We start from the raw sequence: 16595 nt of genomic DNA, 5'->3' as shown, positions 1-16595 counted from the left end.
CTGTAAAAAGAAAGCCAGATACATTGAGTGAATCTGGCAGGTCAGGAGGGAATCGAACCCCCAACCTACGGTTTTGGAGACCGTCGCTCTGCCAATTGAGCTACTGACCTAAAAACAAAATCAGGCCGACCATTATGCCGGCCCGATTAGAATATTGCAACAACTTACTCGATGACTTTGGCTACGACGCCAGCGCCGACGGTACGACCGCCTTCACGGATAGCGAAACGCAGACCATCTTCCATCGCGATGGTTTTGATCAGAGTAACAACCATTTGGATGTTGTCACCTGGCATTACCATTTCAACGCCTTCTGGCAGCTCGCAGTTACCAGTCACGTCAGTAGTACGGAAGTAGAACTGTGGACGGTAGCCTTTGAAGAACGGAGTATGACGACCGCCTTCTTCCTTGCTCAGAACGTAAACTTCTGCAGTGAACTTGGTGTGCGGCTTAACGGTACCTGGCTTAACCAGAACCTGACCACGCTCAACATCATCACGCTTGGTGCCGCGCAGCAGAACGCCGCAGTTCTCGCCAGCACGACCTTCGTCGAGCAGCTTGCGGAACATTTCAACGCCGGTGCAGGTAGTTTTCTGAGTATCGCGCAGACCAACGATCTCAACTTCTTCCTGGATGCGAACGATGCCACGCTCAACACGGCCAGTTACCACGGTGCCACGACCGGAGATCGAGAACACGTCTTCGATTGGCATCAGGAACGGCTTGTCGATTGCACGCTCTGGCTCTGGAATGTAGGTATCTAGAGTTTCTACCAGACGCTTAACAGCGGTGGTACCCATTTCGTTGTCGTCTTGGCCGTTCAGAGCCATCAGAGCCGAACCGATGATGATCGGAGTGTCGTCACCTGGGAAGTCGTAAGTGCTCAGCAGATCGCGCACTTCCATCTCAACCAGCTCCAGCAGCTCAGCATCATCAACCATGTCAGCCTTGTTCAGGAAGACAACGATGTACGGAACGCCAACCTGACGGGACAGCAGGATGTGCTCACGAGTTTGTGGCATCGGACCATCAGCAGCCGAACAAACCAGGATCGCGCCATCCATCTGGGCAGCACCGGTGATCATGTTTTTTACGTAGTCGGCGTGACCTGGACAGTCAACGTGCGCGTAGTGACGCACAGCCGAATCGTATTCAACGTGAGCGGTGTTGATGGTGATACCACGAGCTTTTTCTTCCGGGGCGCTGTCGATCTTGTCGAAGTCAACCTTGGCCGAACCGAAAACCTCGGAGCAAACGCGAGTCAGAGCAGCAGTCAGAGTGGTTTTACCGTGGTCAACGTGACCGATAGTACCCACGTTAACGTGCGGCTTATTACGTTCGAACTTTTCCTTAGCCATCGAAGTCACCCCTAGGAGAAGAATTAAGCAAGTCACTAAAGCCATTAAAACAAAGGCAGATATTTTCATATCTGCCTTGTTATATGGAGCTCTTGAGCGGATTTGAACCGCTGACCTCACCCTTACCAAGGGTGTGCTCTACCAACTGAGCTACAAGAGCGTAACACTTTGCAAAACCTGCGAACTTGGAGCGGGTAGCGGGAATCGAACCCGCATCATCAGCTTGGAAGGCTGAGGTTCTACCACTAAACTATACCCGCGGAGCCGGCAGCTCTCGCTAAATCTGGTGGAGGGGGAAGGATTCGAACCTTCGAAGTCGTAGACGTCAGATTTACAGTCTGATCCCTTTGGCCGCTCGGGAACCCCTCCTAAGCGAGGCGACATTCTATATCATGCCACCCTTCTGTCAAGCATTTTCTCAATAAAATCTTGAGGTTAGCTGCATTGACGCTGCTCTTAAGCTTCAACTTCAAGAAGTCTTCACTGCGGAGCGGGCGCCATTCTATGCAACCTAATCGCCAGTTGCAACCCCCTGACATGGCATTATTTTATGTTTTAACTCATTGAATTCCTTAGCAAGGTTCTGCAACTGGGAATCGTCCAGTAAATGCCTGCTTTCAGGAGATATGCGCAGCCAGAACCCCGGAGTTGCCCCCCCTGCGATGGATTGCAGTCGGATATCCAGACCTAGCCCGACCAGTTGCTGCTCGAGCGACTGCGCCGACTCTCGACGAAGGAAACCACCAAGATAGAGGCAACCGGCACCAGCCTCCTCACCTTGATTCCCATTCCGACGCTCCATCGAGCCTGCAGACTCACTCAATAACCGAATATCCTGCTGAGAACCACGATAGAGCGCCAAAGGCATGACCTCTTTTGCACGAAGCGGCGCTTCTTGCTGATGCCAGACGTAGTAAAAACCATTGAGAACCAACAACAAGAGAAACAACCAGCGCATAAAAACCTCAGGACAAAGGGTCAATGACAGCTACCCCAACATAGACCAGACCCCATATCACTTCCCTTACGCACCAGGAAGGCGGCTGATCACGCCTCTATCGCTCTCATTAGGCACTCAGGTGAGAAAGCCATAAACCGCTCAACCGGAGAACCCGAGAGAGAGCAAAATCCCTTCCATGGCAGAACTCAAGAATCCGCACGCAATCTCAAACTGAGCTCACCGCCGCTGTATACCCTCTCTGCGCCGTCCACACTCAAGCGCAAGGCGCCTTGTCGATCTATTCCGAGCACAACGCCATCAACCTTGCTTACACCTGCAATGAGCGATACCGCACAACCTTGCCAAAGATGGTTTTTTTCCCACTCATCCTGAATAACGGAGAAACCTTCCGAACGATGACGTGCCAGATACATCGCCAGAACCTCATTCAAACGAGCAATCAGACGATTGCGATCTACAACCTTGCCGGACTGTAGCCTCACAGAAGTCCATTCTTGACCGACCTCTTCAGAGCGCTGCATATTCACATTAATCCCGACCCCCAGGACCACATGGCAAACATCGGCCGGATCTCCAACCAACTCCAAAAGGATTCCGGCAATTTTTTTCTGACCGACCAAAACATCATTTGGCCATTTCAAACCTGCCCCTGGTACCCCGCACTCTCTAAGTGTATGCATGGCAGCTAGCCCAACGACAAGGCTAAGCCCTTCCAACTGCCGCATTCCACCTTCGACACGAAGCACAAGGCTGTAATAAATATTTTCAGCAAAGGGACTGACCCACTTGCGACCTCGCCGCCCGCGCCCTGCAGTTTGTCGCTCTGCAACCACAAGGGCCGGCGCAGAACCCCCACGCTCAATGAAGCGCAACGCTTCTGCATTCGTCGAATCGATGGAGTCGTGAATCCGGATATCCCAGCCCAAATCAGAGGAGTATCCGAGAATTTCTTTGGCGCTCAACAACATAATCGGAGAAGCCAACTGATATCCACGCCCCCGAACCTTATGAATAACAAGACCTAACTCTGCCTCAAGAAGCTGCAGCTGCTTCCAGATAGCACTACGACTGACACCTAGCGCCTCCCCAAGGGCTTGCCCTGAGTGAAATCGTCCATCCTTAAGAAGCTCTAACAGCGTTGGCATGAAAATTCCAAGTCACAATGAGCTTGGCATGATATCCATGCCCAAGGCCATTGCATAGAAATCGCCATGCAAACCATTGAGCAGTCCTGGAACACAAGATATGCAAGGAGGAGAAGGAACAGCACGGCAGGAGGATCAGCCAGTTGCAGCGTGGGGACTCCTTCAGCCGAGCCACTGGCATGTTTTCCGCGCACAAAGACAAAACCCCAACTGCTTTCGCAATTGGGGTTTCGGAATTTAATCTTGACGATGACCTACTCTCACATGGGGAAACCCCACACTACCATCGGCGATGCATCGTTTCACTACTGAGTTCGGGATGGGATCAGGTGGTTCCAACGCTCTATGGTCGTCAAGAAATTCTGGAGCCGATCCGTTGCTTATGCAACGAGCCAGCAAATGGGTATGTAATAGGTTTGGTTTGTGCTTCAAACTTTCGGTCTGTCATCTTCACACACCGCAATCTGGCCTCTTTCGAGTTCGCAAATTGCTTGGGTGTTATATGGTCAAGCCTCACGGGCAATTAGTATTGGTTAGCTCAACGCCTCACAGCGCTTACACACCCAACCTATCAACGTCGTAGTCTTCGACGGCCCTTTAGGGGATTCAAGATCCCAGTGAGATCTCATCTTGAGGCAAGTTTCCCGCTTAGATGCTTTCAGCGGTTATCTTTTCCGAACATAGCTACCCGGCAATGCCACTGGCGTGACAACCGGAACACCAGAGGTTCGTCCACTCCGGTCCTCTCGTACTAGGAGCAGCCCCTCTCAAATCTCAAACGTCCACGGCAGATAGGGACCGAACTGTCTCACGACGTTCTAAACCCAGCTCGCGTACCACTTTAAATGGCGAACAGCCATACCCTTGGGACCGGCTTCAGCCCCAGGATGTGATGAGCCGACATCGAGGTGCCAAACACCGCCGTCGATATGAACTCTTGGGCGGTATCAGCCTGTTATCCCCGGAGTACCTTTTATCCGTTGAGCGATGGCCCTTCCATACAGAACCACCGGATCACTAAGACCTACTTTCGTACCTGCTCGACGTGTTTGTCTCGCAGTCAAGCGCGCTTTTGCCTTTATACTCTACGACCGATTTCCGACCGGTCTGAGCGCACCTTCGTACTCCTCCGTTACTCTTTAGGAGGAGACCGCCCCAGTCAAACTACCCACCATACACTGTCCTCGATCCGGATAACGGACCTGAGTTAGAACCTCAAGATTGCCAGGGTGGTATTTCAAGGATGGCTCCATGAGAACTGGCGTCCCCACTTCAAAGCCTCCCACCTATCCTACACAAGCAAGCTCAAAGTCCAGTGCAAAGCTATAGTAAAGGTTCACGGGGTCTTTCCGTCTAGCCGCGGATACACTGCATCTTCACAGCGATTTCAATTTCACTGAGTCTCGGGTGGAGACAGCGCCGCCATCGTTACGCCATTCGTGCAGGTCGGAACTTACCCGACAAGGAATTTCGCTACCTTAGGACCGTTATAGTTACGGCCGCCGTTTACCGGGGCTTCGATCAAGAGCTTCGCTTGCGCTAACCCCATCAATTAACCTTCCGGCACCGGGCAGGCGTCACACCCTATACGTCCACTTTCGTGTTTGCAGAGTGCTGTGTTTTTAATAAACAGTCGCAGCGGCCTGGTATCTTCGACCGGCATGGGCTTACGGAGCAAGTCCTTCACCCTCACCGGCGCACCTTCTCCCGAAGTTACGGTGCCATTTTGCCTAGTTCCTTCACCCGAGTTCTCTCAAGCGCCTTGGTATTCTCTACCCAACCACCTGTGTCGGTTTGGGGTACGGTTCCTAGTTATCTGAAGCTTAGAAGCTTTTCTTGGAAGCATGGCATCAACCACTTCGTCGCCTAAAGGCAACTCGTCATCAGCTCTCGGCCTTAAGATCCCGGATTTACCTAAGATCTCAGCCTACCACCTTAAACTTGGACAACCAACGCCAAGCTGGCCTAGCCTTCTCCGTCCCTCCATCGCAATAACTAGAAGTACAGGAATATTAACCTGTTTTCCATCGACTACGCTTTTCAGCCTCGCCTTAGGGACCGACTAACCCTGCGTCGATTAACGTTGCGCAGGAAACCTTGGTCTTTCGGCGTGGGAGTTTTTCACTCCCATTGTCGTTACTCATGTCAGCATTCGCACTTCTGATACCTCCAGCAAGCTTCTCAACTCACCTTCACAGGCTTACAGAACGCTCCTCTACCGCATCACTTACGTGATACCCGTAGCTTCGGTGTATGGTTTGAGCCCCGTTACATCTTCCGCGCAGGCCGACTCGACTAGTGAGCTATTACGCTTTCTTTAAAGGGTGGCTGCTTCTAAGCCAACCTCCTAGCTGTCTAAGCCTTCCCACATCGTTTCCCACTTAACCATAACTTTGGGACCTTAGCTGACGGTCTGGGTTGTTTCCCTTTTCACGACGGACGTTAGCACCCGCCGTGTGTCTCCCATGCTCGGCACTTGTAGGTATTCGGAGTTTGCATCGGTTTGGTAAGTCGGGATGACCCCCTAGCCGAAACAGTGCTCTACCCCCTACAGTGATACATGAGGCGCTACCTAAATAGCTTTCGAGGAGAACCAGCTATCTCCGAGCTTGATTAGCCTTTCACTCCGATCCACAGGTCATCCGCTAACTTTTCAACGGTAGTCGGTTCGGTCCTCCAGTCAGTGTTACCTAACCTTCAACCTGCCCATGGATAGATCGCCCGGTTTCGGGTCTATACCCAGCGACTAAACGCCCTATTAAGACTCGCTTTCGCTACGCCTCCCCTATTCGGTTAAGCTTGCCACTGAATATAAGTCGCTGACCCATTATACAAAAGGTACGCAGTCACAGAACAAAGTCTGCTCCCACTGCTTGTACGCATACGGTTTCAGGATCTATTTCACTCCCCTCTCCGGGGTTCTTTTCGCCTTTCCCTCACGGTACTAGTTCACTATCGGTCAGTCAGTAGTATTTAGCCTTGGAGGATGGTCCCCCCATATTCAGACAAGGTTTCTCGTGCCCCGTCCTACTCGATTTCACTTCTAAGATCCTTTCGCGTACAGGGCTATCACCCACTATGGCCGCACTTTCCAGAGCGTTCCGCTAAAATCAAAGAAGCTTAAGGGCTAGTCCCCGTTCGCTCGCCACTACTAAGGGAATCTCGGTTGATTTCTTTTCCTCAGGGTACTTAGATGTTTCAGTTCCCCTGGTTCGCCTCTTGCACCTATGTATTCAGTACAAGATAACCATCTTATGATGGCTGGGTTCCCCCATTCAGACATCTCCGGATCACAGTCTGTTTGCCGACTCCCCGAAGCTTTTCGCAGGCTACCACGTCTTTCATCGCCTCTGACTGCCAAGGCATCCACCGTATGCGCTTCTTCACTTGACCATATAACCCCAAGCAATCTGGTTATACTGTGAAGACGACATTCGCCGAAAGTTTGTTCTCACAAACTTTACCTTAGCCTGATCCACTACCAGTGAAAGTAGTGTTCAGTCTATCTTTCTATCACATACCCAAATTTTTAAAGAACGATCTAATCAAAAGACTAGAAATCAACATTCGTGTCTGAATGCTCATTTCTAAGCTTTTCGAAGCAGTTTATGGTGGAGCCAAGCGGGATCGAACCGCTGACCTCCTGCGTGCAAGGCAGGCGCTCTCCCAGCTGAGCTATGGCCCCATAACAAAATTGGTGGGTCTGGGCAGATTCGAACTGCCGACCTCACCCTTATCAGGGGTGCGCTCTAACCAACTGAGCTACAGACCCAATTTCGAGCTTGTAACTGTTAGCTTGGAGCTATCAGCTTGGAGCTTAAAGCTGCTTCTATCGTCTTCTTCAATGAATCAAGCAATTCGTGTGGGTGCTTATGAAGCAGCTGATGTCGTCGATTAAGGAGGTGATCCAGCCGCAGGTTCCCCTACGGCTACCTTGTTACGACTTCACCCCAGTCATGAATCACACCGTGGTAACCGTCCTCCCGAAGGTTAGACTAGCTACTTCTGGTGCAACCCACTCCCATGGTGTGACGGGCGGTGTGTACAAGGCCCGGGAACGTATTCACCGCGACATTCTGATTCGCGATTACTAGCGATTCCGACTTCACGCAGTCGAGTTGCAGACTGCGATCCGGACTACGATCGGTTTTGTGGGATTAGCTCCACCTCGCGGCTTGGCAACCCTCTGTACCGACCATTGTAGCACGTGTGTAGCCCAGGCCGTAAGGGCCATGATGACTTGACGTCATCCCCACCTTCCTCCGGTTTGTCACCGGCAGTCTCCTTAGAGTGCCCACCATAACGTGCTGGTAACTAAGGACAAGGGTTGCGCTCGTTACGGGACTTAACCCAACATCTCACGACACGAGCTGACGACAGCCATGCAGCACCTGTGTCAGAGTTCCCGAAGGCACCAATCCATCTCTGGAAAGTTCTCTGCATGTCAAGGCCTGGTAAGGTTCTTCGCGTTGCTTCGAATTAAACCACATGCTCCACCGCTTGTGCGGGCCCCCGTCAATTCATTTGAGTTTTAACCTTGCGGCCGTACTCCCCAGGCGGTCAACTTAATGCGTTAGCTGCGCCACTAAGAGCTCAAGGCTCCCAACGGCTAGTTGACATCGTTTACGGCGTGGACTACCAGGGTATCTAATCCTGTTTGCTCCCCACGCTTTCGCACCTCAGTGTCAGTATCAGTCCAGGTGGTCGCCTTCGCCACTGGTGTTCCTTCCTATATCTACGCATTTCACCGCTACACAGGAAATTCCACCACCCTCTACCATACTCTAGCTTGCCAGTTTTGGATGCAGTTCCCAGGTTGAGCCCGGGGCTTTCACATCCAACTTAACAAACCACCTACGCGCGCTTTACGCCCAGTAATTCCGATTAACGCTTGCACCCTCTGTATTACCGCGGCTGCTGGCACAGAGTTAGCCGGTGCTTATTCTGTCGGTAACGTCAAAACAGCAAGATATTAGCTTACTGCCCTTCCTCCCAACTTAAAGTGCTTTACAATCCGAAGACCTTCTTCACACACGCGGCATGGCTGGATCAGGCTTTCGCCCATTGTCCAATATTCCCCACTGCTGCCTCCCGTAGGAGTCTGGACCGTGTCTCAGTTCCAGTGTGACTGATCATCCTCTCAGACCAGTTACGGATCGTAGCCTTGGTGAGCCATTACCTCACCAACTAGCTAATCCGACCTAGGCTCATCTGATAGCGCAAGGCCCGAAGGTCCCCTGCTTTCTCCCGTAGGACGTATGCGGTATTAGCGCTCCTTTCGAAACGTTATCCCCCACTACCAGGCAGATTCCTAGGCATTACTCACCCGTCCGCCGCTGAATCCGTAAGCAAGCTTACTTCATCCGCTCGACTTGCATGTGTTAGGCCTGCCGCCAGCGTTCAATCTGAGCCATGATCAAACTCTTCAGTTCAATACTGCTTGGGTTTTTAAGTAACCCTAAACTTGGCTCAGCAATCTCAAATGACTATGTGATTTCTCGCATGGTCACTCGTGATGCTGATAATCTTTCTGACTATCAGTCTGACTACACAAGCACCCACACGAATTGCTTGATTCAGTTGTTAAAGAGCGGTTGGTTAAGAGCTTTCGTCTCAACCGAGGCGCGCATTCTACAGCAGCCTCATTTACTGTCAAGTGATTATTTTCAGAAGCTTTCGAAGATTTCTTCAACAACTTCAACCACTTGCGCTTCCGATCTCTCGTCAGCGGGAGGCGAATTCTACAGCGCTACACGCTGCTGTCAACACCTCTTTTTATCCGCTTTCGATCGAGAGGATCGAAACGCTAACAAGGCGAAAAACGCTGCCTTATCAGCTCCTTCTGGGCTTCGATGAACTGAAGCGTTACCGCTGTCGAAAACCATGTAACTCATTGAATCTCAAGGAATTTTCCGTTTCGACTGCGCCGGAAGTGGGGCGAATTATAGACCTGTAGAATCTGCCGTCAACACTTAATTTCAGCTTTACTCGGATTTCAGCGTGATACGTGCAAATGCCTTCTTCCCGGCCTGGCAAACATAGCTCGAGCCCAGCACACATATAAAGGCACGATCTACGACCTGACCATCCACCCGCACACCGCCAGCCCCCAAAAGATCCCGCGCGACCGCCGAGTTCTTTACCAGCCCGGCCTTATTAAGGACAGCCGCAATCGGCATATCTTCAGCAGCAACCAACTCGACCTCAGGCAGATCATCCGGAAGCTCGCCATCCTTCATACGATTGCCCGCAGCACGATGAGCATTCGCGGCAGCTTCCTCGCCATGGAAACGCGCCACGATCTCTTCAGCCAGCTTGATCTTGATGTCACGCGGATTTGCACCGGCCTCTACATCAGCCCTGAGCGCATTGATCTCATCCATCGAGCGGAAGCTAAGCAACTCGAAATAGCGCCACATCAAGGCATCAGGAATGGACACCAGCTTGCTGTACATCACACCTGGCGCCTCTTGGATACCAACATAGTTACCCAGAGATTTAGACATCTTCTTGATGCCATCCAAGCCCTCAAGCAGTGGCATCGTCAGGATGCACTGGGCTTCCTGACCATAACCGCGCTGCAGTTCACGCCCCATCAGGAGATTGAACTTCTGGTCGGTGCCCCCCAACTCGACATCCGCCCGCAAAGCTACCGAGTCATAACCCTGCACCAGTGGATAGAGAAACTCGTGAATAGCGATGGGCTGGTTGGTCGAATAGCGCTTGTCGAAGTCATCTCGCTCCAGCATGCGCGCAACAGTGTATTGGGAGGTGAGGCGAATGAAGTCCGCAGGCCCCATCTTGTCCATCCAGGTGGAGTTGAATGCCACCTCGGTCTTGGCTGGGTCCAGGATCTTGAAGACCTGGCTCTTGTAGGTCTCGGCGTTTTCCAGAACCTGCTCGCGAGTCAATGGTGGACGTGTGGCGCTTTTACCACTCGGATCACCAATCATCCCGGTGAAGTCGCCAATCAGGAAGATCACCTGATGCCCGAGCTCCTGGAACTGACGCAGCTTATTAATGAGCACGGTATGCCCGAGATGAAGGTCCGGCGCAGTCGGATCGAAGCCCGCCTTGATACGCAGCGGCTCGCCGCGCTTGAGCTTCTCGATCAGCTCGGACTCGACCAACAACTCTTCCGCACCACGTTTGATCAGCGCTAGCTGTTCTTCAACCGACTTCATAACAGACCCGCAAGGCTCAGATTCAAAAAGGAACCAACCATACAAGATCACGGACTAATTACAAGTTTTGCCCGGCGTACGGAGACATCAGGGGAAGGGAGTACCCGCACGCTTGCGTCACAGATGATTTGGTTATATTTTATACAGTTATTTCATCTTCATCATGTCATTCATCTTTTCCATTTCATCTTTTTCAAAGTCAAATTACCTATGAGCACCGAACCGACTAAAGCGCCACCGCTTTATCCGAAGAGCCACCTGCTCGCCGCAAGTGGTATCGCAGCCCTTCTAAGCCTGGCCCTGCTGGTATTCCCTTCCAGCGATGTCGAGGCAAAAAAAACGACCTTGAGTCTTGATCTGGAAAGCCCGATCGAGCAACTGCGACAAGATCAAGACGCTGCATCCGTCGATCAAGCCACAAACGAAGCAGCTGCTTCACCATTCGCGCAAATCGACGACACCACACAACCCACCACAGAAACCGCCAAAAGCGAGCCAATTCCCGCCGCTCCAGAAGAACCCAAGGCCCCAGGTCACCGCGAGGTCATCGTCTCAAAGGGCGATACCCTCTCCACCCTGTTCGAGAAGGTCGGCCTGCCAGCAACCGCAGTCCATGAGGTACTGGCCAGCGACAAGCAGGCCAAGCAGTTTTCCCAGCTCAAGCATGGCCAGAAGCTCGAATTCGAATTGACCCCCGACGGTCAACTGAACAAGCTTCATAGCAAGGTCAGTGACCTTGAAACCATCACGCTGACTAAAGGTGCAAAAGGCTTTTCCTTCGCCAAGGTCATCACCAAGCCTGTGGTCCGCTCCGCTTACATCCACGGTGTGATCAATAGCTCCCTGTCACAGTCGGCTGCTCGTGCCGGCCTTTCCCATAGCCTGACCATGGACATGGCCAACGTCTTCGGTTACGACATCGACTTCGCCCAGGACATTCGCCAGGGTGACGAGTTCGACGTGATCTACGAGCAGAAAGTGGCCAACGGCAAGGTCGTGGGGACTGGCAATATCCTCTCGGCGCGCTTCACCAACCGTGGCAAGACCTACACTGCCGTGCGCTATACCAACAAACAGGGCTCCAGTAGCTACTACACCGCCGACGGTAGCAGCATGCGCAAGGCCTTTATCCGCACGCCAGTGGACTTCGCCCGCATCAGCTCGCGCTTTTCCGCGGGTCGCAAGCACCCCATTCTGAACAAGATCCGTGCTCACAAGGGCGTCGACTATGCCGCGCCACGAGGCACGCCAATCAAGGCTGCCGGCGATGGCAAGGTGCTGCTGGCGGGTCGTCGTGGCGGCTACGGCAACACTGTGATCATTCAGCACGGCAACACCTACCGCACCTTATATGGCCACATGCAAGGCTTCGCCAAAGGCGTCAAGACCGGCGGCTCGGTGAAACAGGGACAAGTAATCGGTTACATCGGCACCACCGGCCTCTCCACCGGCCCGCACCTGCACTACGAGTTCCAGGTCAACGGGGTCCACGTGGATCCACTCGGACAGAAGCTGCCCATGGCCGACCCGATCGCCAAAGCCGAGCGTCCACGCTTTCTTCAGCAGAGCCAACCACTGATGGCCCGGATGGACCAGGAAAAGGCCACCATGCTGGCCTCGAGCAAGCGCTGAGCCATGGCGCTCTATATAGGGGTAATGTCCGGGACCAGCCTTGATGGCCTGGACATCGCCCTGATCGAACAGAGCCCGGCGATCCAGTTGGTCGCCACCCACTACATTCCCATGCCCTCCTCCCTCCGCGCCGAGCTCCTGAGCTTGTGCGCCAGCGGCCCCGACGAGATCGCCCGCTCCGCCATCGCCCAGCAACACTGGGTGCAACTGGCGGCAGATGGCATTCACAGCCTCCTGCAACAACAACGACTGCAAGCCCGGGATATCCGGGCCATCGGCAGCCACGGACAAACCGTGCGCCACGAACCGAGCCGCGGTTTCACCGTGCAGATAGGCAACCCGGCGCTGCTGACCGAACTCACCGGGATTAGTGTCGTCAGCGATTTCCGCAGCCGTGATGTGGCTGCAGGCGGGCAAGGCGCCCCTCTGGTCCCGGCATTTCACGAAGCGCTGTTCGAACAACGACCGGGCAACCGTGCGGTATTGAACGTAGGAGGCTTCAGCAATCTGAGCCTGATCGAGACCGACAAGCCGGTCGCCGGCTTCGACTGCGGTCCGGGTAATGTCCTGCTCGATGCCTGGATCCAGCTCCAGCGGGGGGAAGAGTTCGATCAGGGCGGCCAATGGGCAGCCAGCGGCCAAGTTGATCCTGCGCTACTGAAGTCCCTGCTCGGCGACCCATTCTTCGCCACCCTCGGGCCCAAAAGCACTGGACGAGAAGTCTTCAACCTCCCGTGGTTACAGCAGCACCTGGCGCAACACCAGGCGATCCCCGCCGAGCACGTACAAGCCACACTGCTGGAACTGACAGCTGTGACCATTGCCGAGTCTCTGCAATCCGCCCAACTCGACACTCAGGAGTTGCTGGTGTGTGGTGGCGGCGCCCACAACACAACCCTGATGCAACGCCTTGCGGCGCTTCTGCCCTCAACTCAGGTCAACAGCACCGCTGTTTACGGCGTGGACCCGAACTGGGTTGAAGCCATGGCCTTTGCCTGGCTGGCCCACTGCTGCCTGGAAGGTATTGCCGGCAATCGCCCCAGCGTTACCGGAGCCCGTGGCTTGCGCATTCTGGGTGCCATCTATCCGGCCTGAGCGCCGGACAGCAAAACGCCGCAGGACCATCGGCCCGTGCGGCGCTCGAGAAAAGCTCTTGCTGATCAGTCAGATCGAGAACGACGACCCGCAACCACAGGTGGTGGTGGCATTAGGGTTCTTGATCACGAACCGCGACCCCTCAAGGCCTTCCTGATAGTCCACTTCAGCACCTGCCAGATACTGGAAACTCATGGGGTCGACAACCAGGCTCACACCTTCGCGTTCAACGATGGTGTCATCTTCGGCTACTTCTTCATCGAAGGTGAAACCGTACTGAAACCCCGAACAACCGCCGCCCGTAACGAATACGCGCAGCTTCAAGCGATCATTACCCTCTTCATCGACCAGCGTCTTCACCTTGTGCGCTGCACCTTGAGTGAATTGCAAAGCCATGGGGGTGAAGGATTCAACGCTCATGCTGACTATCTCCCGGCGCTACGCCGCCATACTGCGTGATGACGCGCATTATCCGCTTCTCCCAGAAAAGCGGTCAACTATTGTTACGGTATATCAATAGTCGTACAGGGACGCCCATAACGCAAAAAGGCCCGTCAGACGGGCCTTTTGCATGATGAATGCAACGACTTCAAGGCAACATGCCCGCGTGTGACAGTCCCAGACGTTCATCCAGGCCAAACAGGATATTGAGGTTCTGCACCGCCTGGCCGGAAGCTCCCTTGACCAGGTTGTCGATCACCGACAGCACCACCACCAGGTCGCCATCCTGCGGCCGATGCACGGCAATCCGACAGACGTTGGCACCACGCACGCTACGCGTCTCCGGATGGCTGCCCGCCGGCATAACGTCGACAAAAGGCTCATCGGCGTAGCGCTTCTCGAACAGTGCTTGCAAGTCCACCGACCTGTCCACGACTGTGGCATAGAGTGTGGAATGGATGCCGCGAATCATCGGGGTCAGGTGCGGCACAAAGGTCAAACCTACATCCTTGCCCGCTGCCCGACGCAGCCCCTGGCGAATCTCCGGCAGGTGACGATGCCCCTTGACCGCATAGGCCTTCATGCTCTCGGAAGTTTCCGAATATAACGACCCCACGCTTGCACCACGCCCTGCACCACTGACTCCGGACTTGCAGTCGGCGATCAGGCGGGTGCTATCGGCCAGGCCGGACTCAAGCAGTGGCAGGAACCCCAGCTGGGTGGCCGTCGGGTAGCAACCCGGGACTGCGATCAGGCGAGCCCGCTTGATCTGCTCGCGATTGACTTCCGGCAGGCCATAGACCGCCTCGTCCAACAACGCCGGAGCACCATGGGGCTGGCCATACCACGTGGCCCATTCATCGGCATCCTGCAGGCGGAAGTCCGCCGACAAATCAATGACCTTGGTCCCTGCAGCCAGCAGTTCGCCAGCCAGTGCATGGGCAACACCGTGGGGCGTGGCGAAGAACACCACATCACAAGCCCCCAGGGTCTTGACGTCCGGAACACTGAAAGCCAGACCGTCATAGTGGCCACGCAGGTTCGGATACATGTCGGCAACGGCCAAGCCTGCCTCGGATCGCGAGGTGATGACCTCTACCCGCGCCTGCGGATGCTGTGCCAACAGACGCAGCAGCTCGACACCGGTGTAACCCGTGCCGCCGACGATACCGACCTTGACCATAAACCTGTCCTCAACGAACCCATTGGAAAGCTGTCGATAATAGAGGCGGCAACCCCCTGCGACAACCGCCAAGGTGACGTGCGCCCGCTCTACCCTCTACTATCGTCGCCACCGTGAATCTGGGGGATAACCAAAACATGCTTTATCTATGGCTCAAGGCCTTTCATATCGTCAGTGTGGTCTGCTGGTTCGCCGGCCTATTCTACCTGCCGCGCCTGTTCGTCTACCACGCCCAAAGCGAAGACAGCATCAGCCGAGAACGCTTTTGCATCATGGAGCGCAAGCTCTATCGCTTCATCATGGGGCCGGCAATGATCGCGGCGCTGGTCTTCGGCATCGGGCTGATCAGTCTCAACCCCGGCGCCTACTTCAGCCAGGGTGGCTGGATGCACGCCAAGCTGACTCTGGTGGTGATCCTGATCGGCTACCACCATATGTGCGGCGCACAGGTGAAACGCTTCGCCCGTGGCGAAAACGGCCGCAGCCATGTCTTTTATCGCTGGTTCAATGAAATACCGGTCCTGCTATTGCTGGCTATTGTAATTCTGGTCGTCGTACGACCGTTCTGACTCTATCTAGCCGCATCCCTGGGGGTATACCGATGTCTCTGCCCGCTTTGCTCGAACAACGCTTGCGCCTGCCAGTGGTGGCAGCACCGATGTTCCTGATCTCCAACCCCGAACTGGTCCTGGCCTGCTGTCGCAACGGTGTGGTCGGTACCTTCCCGGCGCTCAACCAACGCGAGAGCAGCGGCTTCAAGGCCTGGCTCGAGGAGATCGAGGCGGGCCTGAGCCTCCTGGAAAATCCGGCGCCCTATGCCGTGAACCTGATCGTGCACAACAGCAACCCACGGCTGCAGGCCGATTTGCAGATCTGTATCGAGCACAGGGTGCCGATCGTCATCACCAGCCTGGGAGCAGTCAAGGAAGTGGTGGATGCCGTGCACAGCTACGGCGGCCTGGTATTCCACGACGTGACGACTCGACGTCATGCGGAAAAAGCCGCCCAGGCCGGAGTCGATGGCCTGATTGCCGTCGCAGCAGGTGCCGGTGGCCATGCCGGAACCTGGAGCCCGTTCTCGCTGATCGCCGAGATCCGCCAGTTCTTCGACAAGACCCTGCTACTGGCCGGTTGCCTGAATCATGGGCACGAAATTCTCGCAGCCCAGGTGCTGGGCGCCGACCTGGCCTACCTGGGCACACGTTTCATTGCCACCTCTGAAAGCCATGCGCCCCAGGGTTACAAGGACATGCTGCTGGGCTCTCGCGCCGCCGATATCGTGCATACCGCCGCGGTCTCTGGAGTACCCGCCAGCTTCATGCGTCAGAGCCTGGAGAACGCGGGCTTCGACCTGGATGCCCTGCAGGGCAAGGGCGAGATCAATTTCGGCTCCAAGCTCAAACCCATCAGCGACGAAGCCAAGGCTTGGAAAACCGTATGGTCCGCCGGCCAGGGCGTGGGCGAAATCAACGACCTGCCCGGCGTCGATCAACTGATCGAACGACTGGACAAGGAATACCGCAGCGCCCAGGAGCGCTCAGGACTACTAACCAAACGCTGGCCACGATAACCAGTTCTCATAGTTTCTTGGCCAGC

The 16595-nt window shown here is 54.6% G+C and carries 10 protein-coding genes, 6 tRNA genes and 3 rRNA genes; 4 read left to right on the top strand and 15 right to left on the bottom strand.

Features of this window, described 5'->3' with window-relative positions:
• Window positions 1–34: 34 nt before the first annotated feature.
• The 13 genes from LGQ10_RS22380 to tyrS form a co-directional block, all read right to left on the bottom strand.
• Window positions 35–110, bottom strand: a tRNA-Trp gene (locus tag LGQ10_RS22380).
• 54 nt (window positions 111–164) lie between these two features.
• A complete protein-coding gene (tuf, locus tag LGQ10_RS22375) occupies window positions 165–1358 on the bottom strand; it encodes an elongation factor Tu (RefSeq protein WP_226523231.1) in 1194 nt (397 codons plus the stop codon).
• A gap of 84 nt (window positions 1359–1442) precedes the next feature.
• A tRNA-Thr gene (locus tag LGQ10_RS22370) sits at window positions 1443–1518 on the bottom strand.
• Window positions 1519–1544: 26 nt separating this feature from the next.
• Window positions 1545–1618 (bottom strand) — tRNA-Gly (locus tag LGQ10_RS22365).
• A 24-nt stretch (window positions 1619–1642) separates the two neighbouring features.
• Window positions 1643–1727 (bottom strand) — tRNA-Tyr (locus LGQ10_RS22360).
• Between the two features lie 142 nt (window positions 1728–1869).
• Window positions 1870–2316, bottom strand: a complete 447-nt coding sequence (locus LGQ10_RS22355) for a hypothetical protein (protein WP_226523230.1) — start codon at window positions 2314–2316, stop codon at window positions 1870–1872.
• A 188-nt stretch (window positions 2317–2504) separates the two neighbouring features.
• Entirely contained in the window at window positions 2505–3464 is a 960-nt protein-coding gene (birA, locus tag LGQ10_RS22350) for a bifunctional biotin--[acetyl-CoA-carboxylase] ligase/biotin operon repressor BirA (RefSeq protein WP_226523229.1), read from the bottom strand.
• A gap of 241 nt (window positions 3465–3705) precedes the next feature.
• Window positions 3706–3821: ribosomal RNA gene (gene rrf / locus LGQ10_RS22345) — 5S ribosomal RNA — on the bottom strand.
• 145 nt (window positions 3822–3966) lie between these two features.
• Window positions 3967–6857, bottom strand: a 23S ribosomal RNA gene (locus tag LGQ10_RS22340).
• 216 nt (window positions 6858–7073) lie between these two features.
• Window positions 7074–7149 (bottom strand) — tRNA-Ala (locus LGQ10_RS22335).
• A gap of 10 nt (window positions 7150–7159) precedes the next feature.
• Window positions 7160–7236 (bottom strand) — tRNA-Ile (locus LGQ10_RS22330).
• A 123-nt stretch (window positions 7237–7359) separates the two neighbouring features.
• Window positions 7360–8896 (bottom strand): 16S ribosomal RNA (locus LGQ10_RS22325).
• The 16S, 23S and 5S rRNA genes sit together here with 2 tRNA genes alongside, the layout of an rRNA operon.
• A 552-nt stretch (window positions 8897–9448) precedes the next feature.
• Window positions 9449–10648: a tyrosine--tRNA ligase gene (gene tyrS / locus LGQ10_RS22320; protein ID WP_226523228.1), complete on the bottom strand. Its 1200-nt coding sequence runs from the start codon at window positions 10646–10648 to the stop codon at window positions 9449–9451.
• A gap of 210 nt (window positions 10649–10858) precedes the next feature.
• Between tyrS and LGQ10_RS22315 the strand changes: the two genes are divergently transcribed.
• The gene (locus LGQ10_RS22315) at window positions 10859–12280 is read left to right on the top strand and encodes a peptidoglycan DD-metalloendopeptidase family protein (protein ID WP_058436445.1); all 1422 of its coding nucleotides are present in this window, start codon (window positions 10859–10861) and stop codon (window positions 12278–12280) included.
• Between the two features lie 3 nt (window positions 12281–12283).
• The gene (locus LGQ10_RS22310; RefSeq protein WP_226523227.1) at window positions 12284–13375 is read left to right on the top strand and encodes an anhydro-N-acetylmuramic acid kinase; all 1092 of its coding nucleotides are present in this window, start codon (window positions 12284–12286) and stop codon (window positions 13373–13375) included.
• Between the two features lie 69 nt (window positions 13376–13444).
• Here the strand turns inward: LGQ10_RS22310 and erpA are convergent, their stop codons facing one another.
• Window positions 13445–13795 (bottom strand): iron-sulfur cluster insertion protein ErpA, encoded by a 351-nt coding sequence (erpA, locus tag LGQ10_RS22305; protein ID WP_226523226.1) that lies wholly within the window; start codon window positions 13793–13795, stop codon window positions 13445–13447.
• 169 nt (window positions 13796–13964) lie between these two features.
• Complete coding sequence (argC, locus tag LGQ10_RS22300) at window positions 13965–14999, bottom strand: N-acetyl-gamma-glutamyl-phosphate reductase (protein WP_226523225.1); 1035 nt, start codon at window positions 14997–14999, stop codon at window positions 13965–13967.
• A 137-nt stretch (window positions 15000–15136) separates the two neighbouring features.
• Between argC and hemJ the strand changes: the two genes are divergently transcribed.
• Complete coding sequence (hemJ, locus tag LGQ10_RS22295; RefSeq protein ID WP_058437217.1) at window positions 15137–15568, top strand: protoporphyrinogen oxidase HemJ; 432 nt, start codon at window positions 15137–15139, stop codon at window positions 15566–15568.
• A 32-nt stretch (window positions 15569–15600) separates the two neighbouring features.
• On the top strand, window positions 15601–16569 hold the full coding sequence (locus LGQ10_RS22290; RefSeq protein WP_058437216.1) for an NAD(P)H-dependent flavin oxidoreductase: 969 nt from the start codon (window positions 15601–15603) through the stop codon (window positions 16567–16569).
• The last annotated feature ends 26 nt before the right edge of the window (window positions 16570–16595 follow it).

Origin of the sequence: Pseudomonas sp. L5B5 (genome assembly GCF_020520285.1) — a bacterium.
Classification (GTDB): domain Bacteria; phylum Pseudomonadota; class Gammaproteobacteria; order Pseudomonadales; family Pseudomonadaceae; genus Aquipseudomonas.
This window is presented reverse-complemented; position numbering and strand designations above follow the sequence as displayed.

Excerpts from the sequence above, each read along its gene's own strand:
- LGQ10_RS22310 (WP_226523227.1), top strand. The coding sequence starts at position 12,284 with ATGGCGCTCTATATAGGGGTAATGTCCGGGACCAGCCTTGATGGCCTG.
- tyrS (WP_226523228.1), bottom strand. The coding sequence starts at position 10,648 with ATGAAGTCGGTTGAAGAACAGCTAGCGCTGATCAAACGTGGTGCGGAA.
- argC (WP_226523225.1), bottom strand. The coding sequence starts at position 14,999 with ATGGTCAAGGTCGGTATCGTCGGCGGCACGGGTTACACCGGTGTCGAG.
- tuf (WP_226523231.1), bottom strand. The coding sequence starts at position 1,358 with ATGGCTAAGGAAAAGTTCGAACGTAATAAGCCGCACGTTAACGTGGGT.
- LGQ10_RS22355 (WP_226523230.1), bottom strand. The coding sequence starts at position 2,316 with ATGCGCTGGTTGTTTCTCTTGTTGTTGGTTCTCAATGGTTTTTACTAC.
- hemJ (WP_058437217.1), top strand. The coding sequence starts at position 15,137 with ATGCTTTATCTATGGCTCAAGGCCTTTCATATCGTCAGTGTGGTCTGC.
- erpA (WP_226523226.1), bottom strand. The coding sequence starts at position 13,795 with ATGAGCGTTGAATCCTTCACCCCCATGGCTTTGCAATTCACTCAAGGT.
- birA (WP_226523229.1), bottom strand. The coding sequence starts at position 3,464 with ATGCCAACGCTGTTAGAGCTTCTTAAGGATGGACGATTTCACTCAGGG.
- LGQ10_RS22315 (WP_058436445.1), top strand. The coding sequence starts at position 10,859 with ATGAGCACCGAACCGACTAAAGCGCCACCGCTTTATCCGAAGAGCCAC.
- LGQ10_RS22290 (WP_058437216.1), top strand. The coding sequence starts at position 15,601 with ATGTCTCTGCCCGCTTTGCTCGAACAACGCTTGCGCCTGCCAGTGGTG.